We start from the raw sequence: 15,388 nt of genomic DNA, 5'->3' as shown, positions 1-15,388 counted from the left end.
TTTTAATTTTTTGGATCCGAACAATATAAAATCCAATCGCGGCAAAGGTACTAAAAGGAATTGCAATACATATTGGAACATAATAAAAACTATTTTACATGCAATGGCGAAGCTTAGTTTAGAGGCTGGTCTACGTAATTAATCGCTAAATCATCGTAGGGCTACACACCTCATTGGAATATGGAAAATTTGCAGCCCTTAAAAGCCGTCTATTCTCGTGTTTTGCTGTTTACAAGGTATGTACAGCAGTATGTTAGGGTGAAAAATTCGGACATAAGTAGTAGAAAATAAGGCTCGTTAGATTATGTAATGCATGCGCTGAGTAAACAGATAAAATGGACAGTTTCTTCGTTCGTTTAAAAGCAATAATATATAAGGTCATTAAAAATGCACCGGTTAAAAATGCAGGAACGTATCCGTTTATGTAGCTTCCTAGATGTAGAAATCCAAAAAGTAGTGCCGATAGTAGTACACTATATTTTTTTGGACATCGGTTTTTTGTTATTCTATAAACAATATCTTGGCAACAAATTGTTTCTGCCAGTGGCGATAGCACGACAAGCAACATAAATTGCTCTTTTAAGGTAAGAAAAGTATGTAGATTGCAATAGGGGGGATAAAAGTAAGCATAAAGCAGATTTGTAAAAAAACAAAGGAGGGCTGTTGAAAATATCAACGCATATAGCGGTATAGTATTTAGAACTTTCAGTATGTTAATCCTTATAATATACTTTTCCATATATAAAGAAACTTTTAGTTTATAGGTTTAAAGTTGAGGTGATGTATAATTTTACCATAGGCTTTTCTTCCATAAAATTCATAATCTGGTACGCTGTAGTTATATAATGATGCTACTCTTTTTTGGGGAATGATGCCCATAGAGTTTTTTAATTTTATCTTGTATGTTTTATGTTATGTATTTTCGGTACGTAGCCTAGTCTATGATTACATACTATATCTATAAACATACGCTTAGACTTCTACGACGAAACTATTGCTGTTCAATCTATAAAAAAAGTATTGGGAATAGCATAGGTATAATCTTTCCACCAAAGAATCCAAGGAAAAGTGCCTAGATGAGAAGTGCAGTGGTAGGGAGGCACTTCTACCCAGGGAGAAACAACGGTGTAAAGGCATTTTACCTTTCTATTGCTGCAGTAAGTAGAAAGCTGTTAGGCCTGTCGGTTTTTAATATTCGAAAGGAAAAGTTATTAAACACAGATTTATGCCAAAGACAAAAGAAGGCGTCTTTTGAACGCCCTCTTCTTAAAAGAACCTTATTCAGGTTTCATCATAGGTATGATTTGATTGATTCTATATTTCTCTTTACCTTTTTATACAACGAATCTGCATAGCCCGTCCGACATTAGGAAAACGTGGCTCTGGAATTGAATACGCAATTTCTCGTCGAGTACCGGTAAAGAACCATTCTTTATAAATGTTTTCTGTACTTCCCGTTACCATATAAGAAGCCTCCCTATCTTTTGTGCCAGTAACACTCGAATCGTCATTCGAATAATAGCCTGCCAGTACGATAAAGACATAATTATCCCTGGTAGCTCCAGGATGATTCGGACCATTGAATGTTGTAGGAGTGCCGAAGAACACACCAGTAGGGCTGGCAGAAGTTCCATCGTAATAATCCGTATATCTTTTTGGCGGTCTAGCCTCTGTACTGCTGATCAACCTTTTCACTTCCGCCTCCGTCGGCAGCCTCCAAGTGTTAAGCGGCTTTACGAGTCGACAAGGGTCACCTACATCACCATTTAGATGGTTTGCACCATAATTATTGCCATTCACAACTTTTGGCAGCGTACGTCCTGCGAACCAATAGTTTCCAATGCCGTTGATTCCGCTGAAGCCATACTGCTGCGTCCCTGGATTATACGTTAAGTTACCAATCGACCATGTTTCCCCGTCATACGGAATGCCCTCCCTATCGCCGAGGTTCAAGGTCAAATGATATTGAACACCCTGTCTTAACGTCAAGCCCTCCAACTCCACGTTTCCGGTAATACCATTAATTGTGACAGGGTCTAATTTAATCTTGCCATTATTAATGGTTTGAGGTACCGCAATTATGACCGGATCACTCTGCCAAATTTGGCCCGGTTGCATAGCCGAGAAGTTCAGCGCTCTCGCTGTTGGCACGCCAGCGAAAGCCACCACGCCAGTCGCCTCATTAAACGTATAGTTATTATAACTCGGTTCAATAGTGCCGCCACCGATAGCAGAAATAGTACGTCCATTGCCGGCATTAAATTCAACCGTTATTTCGGTCAGCAAATGCTTAAGCACAATATCTAAAACATTATCGGTTGCGGTAATGGTTTTATGAATCTCTTGGGCTAAAGGATCCCTATCAGGCCCTGTACCAGCGGGATTACCAAAAGCAGAAATAACAAATTTATAAGCGCCAGGGTCAAGTTCAAAGCTGTTGTTTTGACCAAATACACAAGGTATAGTTGCTAATAAATTACTATCCCCCTGTTTATAGACATAAATAGTATAATTGCCATAAAATGTGCTAATTACACCCGGTGTAACGGCTTTTGTTTGCGCTTTTTTAGCCGATCCACCTACTGCATCTTCCAAGAGCGCAGTACGCTCACTTAAAGTCGCCGTAATACGTAAGTCCTTACCAAAAGGTACGGTAACCTTTTGTATGGCCAATGCGGAGTTTTTTGTTTGTGGCGAGCCAGGAGCCAAGGTATTCGTAGAACTTCCTGTGGCTATACCGTTCATTTTAGCCGTTACTACAGTCTTTCCTTTACCCTGTTTTGCCGGGTCATTATCTTTCTGACACGAAGACAAGCAGACCGAGAGTGTCAAAAATAATAGATATAAGATTTTATAATTTGAATTTTTCATGCTGATATAGATGCGATGATACAACAGGTTTAGTTCCAGTAATTATTCCGTACATCATGGGTTTGCTCTTCCACCTCTTCCCAATGATGTTTAACGTCCGAGTCTATAGACTGTACCAGAGACCCTGCTACTATGCTTTGCTCAAGTTCTACCACCTGCACCGAAATAAGGGGTTTAACATACAGGCGTTGTCCGCTGCAATTCTTTGAGCTTGAAATTTTTGTTTTCATTTTATGGTAATTTTAAAAGGCCTAATCTTCAGGCGGCTAGTTTGCTGCTAATCAGTTTGTTGTTAAAGAATAGTGACGCGCACTTTCCGGGTAATCTTTTCTGATTATTCTGTAAATAAAAATCATTTTCTAGTGAATACAATGGTTTTAGCTGCCGAACAACATGTTTATGTTAGGGTTCTAATAGCAATTAGCATTAACATGTTAGGGGTAAAGAAGGCAGCAGCAGAACAGCTTTAGCACTTTCAATAAATAAGAAGCCATGCGGGAGGCGCCAAGTTGTAAGTCGTTAAAAAGGAGTCTATTGCGGAGGCAAGAGTGCCGGAAGATAAAATTACAGCATATCTTTTGCGGGAGTAAGGATTGTTGGATTCAAAGTACCAGCTAAAGCGCTAAGGGCTATGCGTGTGCCAGAATCCAATAATCCCGAAAGGTATGAATATGCCCTTAGGCAACGGTGCTGTTTATCGAAATATGTTCTTTTCAAACTCATCCACAGCCTGAGCCCGCAGCTGTTCAGCATGGATTAACAATTGATTAATTTCTTCTTTCAAGTTTTTATAGTTTTCTATTATTTGCTTCTGCAAAGCAAAGGGAGGAATAACAACCCGGTATTCTTTTATCATATGGGCATTAAGATTAGGCTGGTTATTCCCACTCGCCAATGCACGAAGTCTATGATATTCGCCTATTAAATAAATCCAAAGAAAATCGGTTAAAATTAAATCCGTTTTAATATTATACAGCACCGCACAAGCTTGATTTGTTGAAGCATCTATTCCTAATTTTGCAGTCCTTCCTCTCGTCAAGCCTTGGCCATACATGGCAATAATTAAACTCCCTTTAGGGAAAATTTTCGCCGTACTATTATCAATCGCCTCAGGCGTTATTTTTTCTGCTGTGTCGTAGATTACAGCATTCAACACCTCTGCAGTTTTTATCCAAGGAATACGTCCATTATAAAACTCTTTTTTATTTCTACTTGGCGTTCCACCACTACCCACATCACATAAATCACGTATGGGGAGTGTTTTATACGCGGTGTTTAGCACAACCCTAGCACTGCTATTTTTTTCAACGCCCCACACATCAAGGCTACTAAAATCGACAAATTTTAATAATCCAGTGCTCGTATAAGCGGTTAAGTCGTTAGAACGACAGCTTAAAATTGCAGGTATAAACTCCTGGACATCTCTTTCTAAAACTACCGCTTGCAGGCTCAAGGATTGTGCTTTTTCGATTTTACTGTAATAATTTGATACAATTATTTCTTGTTGCGTAATTGAAGGTAAGGGAATTTTTTGCGCTAAGAACAAATCCATGTCCATGCGTTGTCTATTTGTTGTTCCGCGGCTACAGCTCTGCACAAAGCCAATAAACGGTTCTGTAGTCGTTATTAAGAGCAAGAACCGAGGGTTTATTAGGGAGGTGTCCACATCAAACAATGGGAAATCATTCGTCACAATGGCATGATTAAGCTCTTCTGGAATTATGCCAAAAGCACCCTTACGTGCATCAATTTTAGAAACAATAAACTGCCCTGTTTTTGCCAGATATTGCTTTTTTGTGCCTATGTTCATCCCCATTTGGGTATCACGTAAAGACACCCCATTGTTGTTGATTCTAACAGTAACCCGTTTATACAGTGTAGCCTTATCAAGCGTGATCATACATTTATTGCGTATTAAAAAATCTCCGATTCGGCACAACGAGAGCCTATGCGAGTAGCTGACCACCGTATCGCATAAACCTTGCACACTCCAACGTGCTAATTTGGACGCATCGATAAAGGTTAAATATTTTTTTGCTAGTGTCTGCATTATAACGATGACTTAGAATAAAAAATCTCTGGGTCTGAAAGGACTCCATTCTGCATCGCTAATCGATATACCTCATCAGCCCTAATTTGATATTGAATACATCTATCTGATTTTCTCCATACCTGATTGTGGTCGTTATAATCCTTAAATTCCAAGGCTAGCGGTTGCAATTCATTTTCAATTTTTGCCCCCGTTGTACTAATACCCGCTTTAACAATTTTAGCAATAGGAACCTGGTAATTAAATTCTTTTTTTACGCCCGCTTTTACCTCAGCAGCAATGCTAGCCTCAATCTGTTTTAGCTGAGCACGAAGTTTAGTTTTTTCCTTACGATCCATAGCCTCCCTACCTTTCCATTTCAAGGAATCAAGAATAGGCTGTAAGTCCGATGCATACTTCCTGTTAACATCCTGGTGCAGCCTTACCTTTATTTTTTCATACGCTAAAGACTCCTCAACGGTAAATTTTTTAAAAAACAGCAAATTAGGTTTCACCGTTGCCCCACTTGCCATAAAAACATCCTTCGGAATAGAGACAATCAGTAAAATTTTAGCCCGACTTTCAACATAATCTCTGATTCTTTGCAAGTTAATATTATTTAAAACACCCTCCGGCAGCACAATCCCCATCCTTCCTCCAGGTTTTAGCAAGTTCAAACAACGCTCAATAAATAAAACCTCCGTTAGGGTGCTCATACTTCCAGTTTCATATAAGTCCAGTAACGGTCTACCAATATGATCATTGATTTGTTTTAAGGCATTATCATAGTCCTTACCGTAACGTTCCCGGTATTTTGCTATTCGATCCAAGTCCTTATACTTATCCGCTTCGGTAATCTTAAGCGATCTCTCGACACGACTTCCAAAAGGAGGGTTTGTAAGAATGATATCGAATCGATTTTCAAAAATTCCATTTACATTCAGCAAACCATCGTTATGGTGTACACCGCCATGTCCATCCCCGTGCATTATCATATTCATTTTTGCCGTGCGGCTCATCCTCGGGTTGGCATCCGTACCAAAAATACAGTCAAAGCTCAGTGCTCGGATTCTACTTTTGGGGTTATTGATATCCAGCTCCGTATTAAGCTTCGTAAAGAAATTAGTAACTTTTTTATCAATCTCTGCTTTTCTTTTTTCTGAAAGCTCGGCATACCTGGCATTGTAATAGGTTGCTTTTATTTCCGCTTTGGTTAGGTGAATGTCGTTTTCTATTTTTGCTCTGACATATTCAAAAGCCTTAATTAAAAAGCCCCCTGAACCACAGCAAGGATCGCAAATCGTTTCCCCCTCATGTGGGTCAAGCACTTCCACCATAAAATCGACCATGGATCTAGGCGTAAAAAATTGACCTAATTCCCCACGAAATGTCTTCCCTAAAAACTTCTCAAAGGCAATACCCTTAACATCATCCGAAGTAGTGGCAAGATTATACATTTCCAATTCCTTTACGATAGCTTCAAAGCTATTCTCTCTAACACGTATTAATTCATTTTTCTCAAATAAGTCATCGTCTACCCATTCCCTTTTTACTTTTTCGAAAAGCTCCTGGTAAAAAGGCAAATTCTTATGCAAAGGCAGTGTTACAAAATTTTGTTTTAAATCTAAATAGATCTTTTCGCTAAAAATATTGCCATCCATATTAGACCTTTCATACAAGGTTTTAACAAATAAAATTTTGCTTATTTCATCAAATGCAGCTTCTGGAGATAGTTTATCATTGTTCCTAATTATATTATGGCATTTGGTAAGCGTCCTACTAAAATCCTCGCGAGCAAATTCATTTGTTTGCCCCAGTAAAACGGCAACACTGTTGGCGTCCTGCGCTTGTTCATTCGTCGGTATATTTATTAATTCATTGGGCTGTCCTTTTTCCGATATTTTGAAAACTTTAGCATATATTTTAGTTTGCTTTGAGTTTGTAGCCACAAAAAACTCCGCTCCAATTTGTTTGGAAATATCAATTCCTATGAAATAATCCTCTGGTATAATGATGATGCTATCGGATTTACATTCAATACATATTAAAGGTTTTTCATTATCCATTCGGCTAGTTTCATTTTTCCATACGAGGATATCAAAATTTATCTTTTTGTCCGTTAAAGTCGAGTAGTCGTAATCTTGCGTCATTTGCTGAATTGTAAAGCCATACGTATTGACCAGTCTGCATATATAATTTTGACGTATTTCCTCCTCCGGACTTCTAGCTATCCAAACGTCGTTGCCTTTTAGTGGAGCTTTGATTTTATTCCCTTTTATCTCTATTTGCATCATTGTTCATTTATTTTAGGTTAATAGAATTGCTAAGATTAATATTTTATTGTGTTGTAAAAAGATGCTAACGTCTCCACGGATAGCACAACCCCGTTTATCTACCCCTGCAAAACCATGGTTTTATTGTTTTGTAGATGAAACGTTACACGAAGTGGGTAGTATTTTGTTGGTCTGCTAAAATTGCTGTAGGTCTAGGTGTAGGCTAGGGCTTAAGCGGCTATATATTAGGTAAATATATTATTTTTTTTGAATAATAGAAATCTTGAAGCCAGACAGGCGCTAAGGGAGGATAAAACTTGGAGAAGCTGATCTGAGGTTGTTGGCTGGATTTAAGTACTCTCAGCCTTTTGTAGGTTATAGCGTTTGTAAGATTGGGAAGTCGGCATTTGCGGGTGCCGGCGTATCGTGGTTTTCATTTTCTCGAAGGCAGTCGACGGTGGATAGCAGTTCTACGCCGAAATTAGAGTAAAAACCTGTTAAAAAATCCTTTGTTCTATTTGTTATATGTACGGAGACATGAGGTTTAAAACTCCATCAGTATGGAAATACATCCGACTATGGGCAGATAATTTAAAAGCTGCTGCGATCGCTCTAGCTAAGTCTTGAATTGTTATTTAGTGTGTTGGGTTAACTGTCCCTTATTTGAGCGTAGAAACCACAACAAAGCAAATATAAATTCATTGGAGTTTTTTTTTGTAGCCCAACCCGAACAAGTCTCAAAACACTTTTTGGAGGATTTGGAAAAAACATTAGATATTTCTGAGGGTCGTCGCTTTTAATTTGATTAGTTTGAATAGTTAAACTAAATCTTTTAATAGGAATAGTGCGTATTATTCATCCTGGACGCTATTAATTTACTTATACTCCATACTTTCAAAGTAAAGCTCAGGTAAGATTATTTTGATTTCCTGCGAAGTTCCTTCCTTAAGCCAGTACAAAATGAAATTCACATTTACACTTTTCAATGTATAGTGCTTTGACTCCATTTCCTCAATTTTCTTAATGAGTAGCTTTGAAAATTTCAACACAGATTGTCCATTTGAATTTAAGCATTCATCTCCTTTCACCAATAACTTATCGCCACTTACCAACTGTGAGATGAGGTACTGTTTTTTGATGAAATAGTCTAACCAGATATCCTTCAGTGTTGTATGTACAGCAATTTTATCCGGTGTGGCGTAAGTTTCAAAATTGTCGATTTGTTTAAGATTTTCCGCTGCTAAATAGTCGAGATAGCTTGCATTGAGGTGTACATTTAGATTCTGTTTTGCCCTTGTCATTGCTACATATAATTGACGCTTAGCTTCATCTGATGTTATATTAAAATTTTCAAGTAAAAGGAACACATTATCAAACTCTTTACCCTTAGCTTTATGAATAGTTGACACAAAAATTGTTTCGCCATTTTCATTATAAAAATCCTCTAGTTTAGATTCCCGGATCAAAACTTCTAAATCAGATTTATACTTTTTGTAAGGATTCGTGGTTTCAAAATCTTTGATAATGTTCAGGCATATCTCTAATTTATTACTGTTACGGTAAGCACGGATTAGTTCTCTTTTGGCATTGTCCCAAACCTCATCACTGATGGTGTAAATATCAGTCCCTAAATTTACTTTATCCAGTAGAAACCGGACTTCAACAAGATTATACAAACTAAAACCGTCATTAGATTGTATCAGTTTTGCATTAATACCATTCTTTAAAAGCAGGCCGGCAACTTTGATAGCCTCCTCGTTTGTTTTAGTGAGTACACACGTAGTTCCGAAAAGATCTGTGTTTGTTACATCAGTTACAAGCGGTGTAATCAGATTATTACTTTGATATCTAACAATCTTGATTTTTCCATTATCAGTTTGATTAGCAATAATTGGTGTTTCTTTTAACCTGTGAGGAATTTGTCGGACAAATTGATTTGAGAATGCAACCAAATTACTTTTACTACGGTAATTTACAACCAATTCGTGTTTTACAGCCTTGTTATCGTAAATAAACTGCTCAAGATATTTAGAACTCGCGCCCCTAAATTCATAAATATTTTGGTCATCATCTCCCACAGCAATAATTCTCATATCTTCATTCTGCTCCCTTAATGCGTTAATAAGAGCAAACTCATCTGCATTCATATCCTGAGCTTCGTCAATAACTAAGACGGTCTTTGTAATTTTGCTGGCCTCAACATCGCCATTTTTAATTCTTTCGACGGTAGTTTTCAAAATATCCGTCGATTTTTCTAAGGTGCCTACCTTACCCAAAAGATCAAAACAATACGAATGGAACGTTTTAATCTCAATAAAGTTCGCGGCATTGCCAATCAGCTTTATTAAACGCTTTTTAAATTCGGTAGCAGCAGCCCTTGAAAATGTCAGCATCAATAGCTGTTCATGTTTAACATCTTCCATCAACAGCAACGAAGCCAGTTTATGCACCAATACCTTAGTTTTTCCACTACCCGGACCTGCAGCAACAACAATATGCTGTGTTTCGTTATCATTAATAATTTTTAGCTGTGTAGGAGAGAGCTCACCGAATAGCTGTCTAAATTTTGCAGGAGTAATATTCCGCCTAATCTCATTTTGCCTGCTTCCTTTAAAATACTTGTTTAAGAAAGAACTATAATTGAGTTGGAAATAATCCTCCACAAATTGAAGTGCATTCCGGTAATCGGTAATCATTCTTTGCGCATATTCACCCACAATATGAATTTGCTGGATTTTACTTTCGTAAAACTGGCTGAGCTTCTGATAATCATCTTTCGTGTACTGCTTTTTATTATTTTGTTCGGTTCGCTCAATGGTTAAGCGATTATACACGACAAGAAAACCGCCTTCTATCTTTATGGCCTCAATTCGTGAAAGATAGAACAGCGTATCTTCAATATCATCAATAGTTATTTCTTTTTTAAAAAGACTGAAGCTATTATCATAAGCGGCTTTTAGCTCATGTACTGAAAACTCCACCAAAATCTCATCTTTATCTTGCTGATTTTTTGTGGCTTCAATACTGGTTTTATCATAAAAAAATTGAACGATAAATTTTGCAAGTTCATGCCGTTTTTCAAGTTTCTCTTTTAATTGCTCTTTATTTTGAAGACAGAGTATAGCAATATGATTTTTAGAATGTTCTACGTTTTTCCTCTTAATCCAGCTTTTAATAGACCAAAAGTTAATTACTGTTTTCAGTTTATTGGTATTCACACCATCACAGCCATTTTTTTCAGCCTCCTCGTTCAATTCTTTCAAATGAAAAATCCTTTCTTCTTCATTAAAAACCGGAAGTAAAAAATTCTCAATTTTACTGTACGTCTCTACAATAGAAAGAGATCGATTTTTATGGTCTACTTTCTTTATAAATGCAGTCAGATCCTTTGCGTCTGCCAGAATCTTCTCCTCACGCAGCAAGTTTATCACATTAATGACCTCTTCTTTTACAATACCCAGGTGATCACTAATATAATCTACCCTTGATTCGGCAGTTTCGTCATTGGTCTGCTTGCGGCTTTTAGTTGAAAAGAGTTTCTTTATGATACGTACGCCTTGCTCCTTTTGCTTTTCTTCAAATTTTTCGGAAGTGTTTATTTTATCAATCGCTTCCTGAGCATTTTTAGATAAAATACTGTTAGCAAATACCCTCGGCATGTTCTGTCCACGTTTAAGATATCCGGCATCTTCAAGAGCAGCAATTGCAGTAGTAACGCGTGTTTCTATTTCTACCACATTATCATCCCAACCAGCTTTGCGGGCAATTTCCAATGCTGAATTAGATACTTTAGCGCGGAATCTTGTAATATCTTTTATAGCTTTCCATACCTGTTGGATTTCTTTTATCGAAAGTTTAGTCTGGTTAAGCAAGATAAAGTGTTTACTGAGATCTTCTTCATTAAACAGTACAAAGCAATCAGCAGAAATATTTTCATCCCTGCCTGCACGCCCTGCCTCCTGCACGTAGTTTTCAAGTGAATCTGAGATTTCGTAATGAATGACCAAGCCCACATCTTTCTTGTCTACCCCCATACCAAAGGCCGAAGTCGCCACCATAATTTGCGTTTCACCATTTAAAAAGGTGTCCTGGTTTTCGGTCTTTTCCTGTTTATCCATTTTCCCGTGATAGGGTTTTACGCTAAAGCCGTCATTAGCTAATCTTTCAGCAAGCAGATAAGCTTTTCGGGTTCGGGATACATAAATAATAGTAGGGCAGTTTTTCTCTTCAATTAAATCCCGGACGGCTAAATATTTTTCTTCTTCATTTTGCTTTTCAAATACCTTGTATTGAAGATTAGTTCTTGACGCTTTTGAGGTGAAAACTTCAAGATTGAGCGATAACTTTTCGTTAAAATAATTGCGTATGTCCTCAATTACCTTCTGTTTGGCCGTTGCAGTAAAGCACGACACCGGGATACCGTCCTCAAGGTTTTTCTTTTCCTGAATCAGTTTTATAAAATCGCCAATATAGAGATAGTCGACCCTGAAGTCCTGTCCCCATGATGAAAAACAGTGCGCTTCATCAATCACAAAACGCGCAACTTTCCGGCCTAAAATCAGCTTTTCAATCGTTCTTGACCGTAGTGATTCAGGAGAAATGTACAAAATAGAAGCAGAACCATCTTCAATCCTTTCAAATGATTTGGCTCTTTCAATAGGGTCTAAAAGTCCGTTGATGGTAACGGCTTCGGTTATGCCATTCTTTTCGAGGTTGTCCACCTGGTCTTTCATTAACGATTGAAGTGGAGAAATTACGATAGTCAATCCTTTTGAATTTTCGGCACTCATAAGCGCCGGAACCTGAAATGTAATTGATTTTCCTCCACCTGTTGGGAAAACAGCCAGTAAAGACTTGTTATTAACGGCTGCCTTAACGGCTTTTTCCTGAAGCGGTTCGTTACCATAAGTCCGGTATGAATCGAAACCAAAGAATTTTTTTAATCCTTTGTAAATATCAAGGGTGTTATTACAGTAATGACAACCGGTTATGCAGGGTTTACTCCGTAACAATCGCATGATACGTTCCACCTCGGGATAGTTTTTAAGAACCCAGGGAGGTGTAATGGAGTGAACCGTTTTATGGGTTATAAATGAATTGATCAATGCCAGGCAATACGCCAGTTCAATAGGATGTTCAGCTATTATTTTGGTTAAATTTGCACCCTCACAAATTTCGTTACGGAACTTTAATCTAACCAGGGCTTCTGTATCAGTATTAATACTTCTGTAGTTTATAAACTTAAAGAATGTAGCAAATTCCTTTGTAAAATTTAAGAGAAGGTAGAAGATTTCTTTAAGTATTTCATCAATTTGCCAAAAAGCGGTAACCTCACTATGGAATAAATCCCGTGCCTTAATGGAATCGTTTAACGGGTTGTTTGTGTCTTCCGTTTGAAGTTTGTCGTCCTTCAATAAGGCATGGTAAGGTTTTGTCGGAAATAGTAGGGGAGATAAGTAAAGGGTATCAATTATGTTTGATGGGTTAATACCAGCATCGTAAATTGCCTTACCTATATATTTTATATCGTGATTTAATATGTTATGCCCGCACACATAATAATCGCCTTTGAGGAACTGGACAAGATCGCCTAAAGATCCTTTATGGAATTGACCGCCGTTTTGTTTAATTGCACCTATATCAAGTATTCTACCTGTGTTTGGTTCAATTTCGGTGTCAATAAATGAAATTAAACTGGTAATATTTTGTTCATCAATTAGCATTAAACTCAATAAAATTGCGGTTTGGCCTGTCTATCTTCTTATAAATTTAAAAATATTTAATAGTGAGTAGGATAGCATGCTAATTTAGCATTTAATTCTTAATTTAAAATATCTTTAAATTAAGTTGTTATAAACTGCTAACGCCAAAATCTTAAATTACAGAATTTTAATTAGATTGGTTAATTTATTATTCTCGAGGTATTCGCCTGATTACCTTGATATTGTTATTTCCTGTAATTTGCTGTTTTCTGCTGTGGATAAAAAAGTATTTACATCCCTCTCGGCTGTATAAAGTATCCCGATATCTTCAAATGGTTTTTTATCTTTTGTGCTTATTCAAAATGAACGGAGAGATCTGGTTTAAAACTCCTTCAGTATGGAAATCAATCCGACGATGAGCAGATAATTTAAAAGCTGATGCCATCGCTCTATCTGAGTCTTGAATTGTTATTTAGTGAGTTGGGTTAACTGTCCCTGATTTCAGCGTAAAAGGCACTATAAAGCAAAAAGCAACGCATTGGAGTTGTTTTTTTTGTAGCCCGTAGGGGAATATCTCCTTTGGTTTTTTTAGTCTCTTTATCAGTTGGTTATAAGTTTTGTTTTTCCAAAATCATCGAATAACGCACTGCTTTGATGTACGTTTTAGCTGCAATTGCTATTGGATAAATATAGTGATTTTTGTTAATATTTATTTTTGTAGAAACTCTGTTTGGATTAATTTTAAGGGTTTGAATTCCTCGACACTTGCAATAAACACTGATAGCAGTCGGTTAAAGCATAGGCGCCCAGTTTTACACCCAAAATCTAAAGTTGGGTGTTTTATTTTACAAAAAATCTAAAGGACTTGGAGTTGATTTTCGTTTAGGATATAAATAGTTTAACTCTATCTGTTGATTATTAACTAACTCATAAACTTTCTTGATTGCTCCTACTAAAGAGCGTTGATAAGATGCGCTAATGTTGTCTTGAAGTACTTTTTCATTAATAAAAGCCTCAATCTCTGCAAGAGGTATTTCATGGAGTATATGATATTTATTTATATGCTCTAAAAATAATTGGGCATAACCACAATATGACTTAATGGTATTATTGGCATATCGTTGCAGTTGCAATCAGTTATGTAAGGTTTTTAGTATTGTTTCGCTATCCATACTTAAATAAAATTAATTCAACTTATTTTATTTCGCTATCCACAAAAAACAACTTACTAAGTGTCTAATTTACAAAAAACTAATTATATTGATAGCAAATTTAACGAAATGTGCATATAGGTGTTGTTTTACGAAGCTACACCATGTTTGGTTTCGTGAAAAAACAATGTTAGTGGTAATTTTTGCGGACAGTATTAATTAATTTATATAAAACAAATAATAAGATAACTATGGCTACAACATATCATAACAATGGTAAAATAAAATGGAGTGACTCAGGAACTGCCTATCACGACAACGGGAAAATTGCTTATTCATCATCTGGAACAGCTTGTCATGACAATGGTAAGATTGCATATTCTTCATCAGGAACATTTTATGATGCGAATGGAAAAATTGTAAAGAAAGCAAGCTTTAGTTTTAGTTTGGGGAAGGGGATTGCTATTGAAGTAATTCCTAACATCAAGATTACTGTTTACGGTCGGAAAATCAATTAAATCAATAATAACCCAATAAGCGGAAAAATAAAGATGAATTCTAATAATTTCAAACCAGGCGACATTTTAAGAGCGAGACACCGAGAATTACGAAAAGGGCATCATCCGATTGTCTATATAAGTGGATACTCAGACTCTGAATTCGTTGGTGCTATGTTGACGCATTATGACGATACCACTCGTAATGTGAAAATGGATTCCGCCTTTTTTCAAAAAAAAGTTGGTTATGAGAATACATATATCGTGAAAGGAAAATTCATGAAGCCAGAAGAATGGGGACCGTTTACTAAAATTAACACGCTTACTAATGATGGATTAAGTTTTGTGAATGAAATCATTAAAGATAAGCCACTTGAGTTGTTTTCGACTTATTTTCGTAGAAATATAAAATGAAATAAAACTACCACTAACATCGTATTGGCGAAATGGCGGGTTAAGGGAAATATAGAAAGTTTGTGCATTTTTATCCGCAACAGCTTTTTATATTTCCTTTTTTCTTATTTTAGTAAATAAAAAAAGCTTTTGCTTTGCTTAGTGCAAAATTGAAAGTTTAGTCTTTCTAATCCGCCACTATCGCCAATACTTGGCCCGTTATGCGTCATTGCACCCAACCAACATCACAAATTAAAAATTATGGCATTAGATTTTTCCGAAATACTTGTTGTAGGTGTTTCTTCAAGAGCGTTATTTAATCTGGAAAAAGAAAACGAAATTTTTGAAAAAGAAAATATCGAAGGATTTCGAAAATATCAATTAGAACACGAAAATGAGTTATTAGAAAAAGGAACTGCATTTCCCTTAATTCAGGCATTATTAAAACTTAACGATTACGTAGATCCTAAAA

The 15,388-nt window shown here is 36.7% G+C and carries 10 protein-coding genes; 3 read left to right on the top strand and 7 right to left on the bottom strand.

The window, feature by feature from the left end; all coding sequences use genetic code 11:
• Positions 1 to 253: 253 nt before the first annotated feature.
• The 7 genes from ACL9RF_RS13985 to ACL9RF_RS13955 all read right to left on the bottom strand — a co-directional run bounded on the left by ACL9RF_RS13985 (position 254) and on the right by ACL9RF_RS13955 (position 14,008).
• Complete coding sequence (locus ACL9RF_RS13985; protein ID WP_422801431.1) at positions 254 to 568, bottom strand: lysostaphin resistance A-like protein; 315 nt, start codon at positions 566 to 568, stop codon at positions 254 to 256.
• 758 nt (positions 569 to 1,326) lie between these two features.
• Positions 1,327 to 2,871 carry a fimbrillin family protein gene (locus ACL9RF_RS13980; protein WP_422801252.1) on the bottom strand — a complete coding sequence of 515 codons (1,545 nt, stop codon included), beginning with the start codon at positions 2,869 to 2,871 and terminating at the stop codon, positions 1,327 to 1,329.
• 29 nt (positions 2,872 to 2,900) lie between these two features.
• Positions 2,901 to 3,101 carry a hypothetical protein gene (locus ACL9RF_RS13975; protein ID WP_422801251.1) on the bottom strand — a complete coding sequence of 67 codons (201 nt, stop codon included), beginning with the start codon at positions 3,099 to 3,101 and terminating at the stop codon, positions 2,901 to 2,903.
• A gap of 464 nt (positions 3,102 to 3,565) precedes the next feature.
• Positions 3,566 to 4,921 (bottom strand): restriction endonuclease subunit S, encoded by a 1,356-nt coding sequence (locus ACL9RF_RS13970; protein WP_422801250.1) that lies wholly within the window; start codon positions 4,919 to 4,921, stop codon positions 3,566 to 3,568.
• Positions 4,921 to 7,194, bottom strand: a complete 2,274-nt coding sequence (locus ACL9RF_RS13965) for a restriction endonuclease subunit M (RefSeq protein ID WP_422801249.1) — start codon at positions 7,192 to 7,194, stop codon at positions 4,921 to 4,923. Before ACL9RF_RS13965 ends, ACL9RF_RS13970 begins: the two co-directional genes overlap by 1 nt.
• 854 nt (positions 7,195 to 8,048) lie before the next feature.
• Complete coding sequence (locus tag ACL9RF_RS13960) at positions 8,049 to 12,896, bottom strand: RecQ family ATP-dependent DNA helicase (protein WP_422801248.1); 4,848 nt, start codon at positions 12,894 to 12,896, stop codon at positions 8,049 to 8,051.
• An 824-nt stretch (positions 12,897 to 13,720) separates the two neighbouring features.
• Positions 13,721 to 14,008: a phage integrase N-terminal SAM-like domain-containing protein gene (locus tag ACL9RF_RS13955; protein WP_422801247.1), complete on the bottom strand. Its 288-nt coding sequence runs from the start codon at positions 14,006 to 14,008 to the stop codon at positions 13,721 to 13,723.
• Positions 14,009 to 14,277: 269 nt separating this feature from the next.
• Here ACL9RF_RS13955 and ACL9RF_RS13950 point away from each other — a divergent pair, with 269 nt between their 5' ends.
• The 3 genes from ACL9RF_RS13950 to ACL9RF_RS13940 all read left to right on the top strand — a co-directional run.
• On the top strand, positions 14,278 to 14,544 hold the full coding sequence (locus tag ACL9RF_RS13950) for a hypothetical protein (protein WP_422801246.1): 267 nt from the start codon (positions 14,278 to 14,280) through the stop codon (positions 14,542 to 14,544).
• Between the two features lie 33 nt (positions 14,545 to 14,577).
• A complete protein-coding gene (locus ACL9RF_RS13945; protein WP_422801245.1) occupies positions 14,578 to 14,937 on the top strand; it encodes a hypothetical protein in 360 nt (119 codons plus the stop codon).
• Between the two features lie 240 nt (positions 14,938 to 15,177).
• Positions 15,178 to 15,388, top strand: a 211-nt coding sequence (locus ACL9RF_RS13940; RefSeq protein WP_422801244.1) for a 5'-nucleotidase, incomplete at its 3' end; no start/stop codon positions are given.

Source organism: Sphingobacterium sp. Mn56C, assembly GCF_049319645.1.
Lineage (GTDB): Bacteria > Bacteroidota > Bacteroidia > Sphingobacteriales > Sphingobacteriaceae > Sphingobacterium.
This window is presented reverse-complemented; position numbering and strand designations above follow the sequence as displayed.

What these genes read in the sequence shown, in the direction of transcription:
- ACL9RF_RS13985 (WP_422801431.1), bottom strand. Translation starts at nt 568, where the DNA reads ATGTTGCTTGTCGTGCTATCGCCACTGGCAGAAACAATTTGTTGCCAA.
- ACL9RF_RS13980 (WP_422801252.1), bottom strand. Translation starts at nt 2,871, where the DNA reads ATGAAAAATTCAAATTATAAAATCTTATATCTATTATTTTTGACACTC.
- ACL9RF_RS13975 (WP_422801251.1), bottom strand. Translation starts at nt 3,101, where the DNA reads ATGAAAACAAAAATTTCAAGCTCAAAGAATTGCAGCGGACAACGCCTG.
- ACL9RF_RS13970 (WP_422801250.1), bottom strand. Translation starts at nt 4,921, where the DNA reads ATGCAGACACTAGCAAAAAAATATTTAACCTTTATCGATGCGTCCAAA.
- ACL9RF_RS13965 (WP_422801249.1), bottom strand. Translation starts at nt 7,194, where the DNA reads ATGATGCAAATAGAGATAAAAGGGAATAAAATCAAAGCTCCACTAAAA.
- ACL9RF_RS13960 (WP_422801248.1), bottom strand. Translation starts at nt 12,896, where the DNA reads ATGCTAATTGATGAACAAAATATTACCAGTTTAATTTCATTTATTGAC.
- ACL9RF_RS13950 (WP_422801246.1), top strand. Translation starts at nt 14,278, where the DNA reads ATGGCTACAACATATCATAACAATGGTAAAATAAAATGGAGTGACTCA.
- ACL9RF_RS13945 (WP_422801245.1), top strand. Translation starts at nt 14,578, where the DNA reads ATGAATTCTAATAATTTCAAACCAGGCGACATTTTAAGAGCGAGACAC.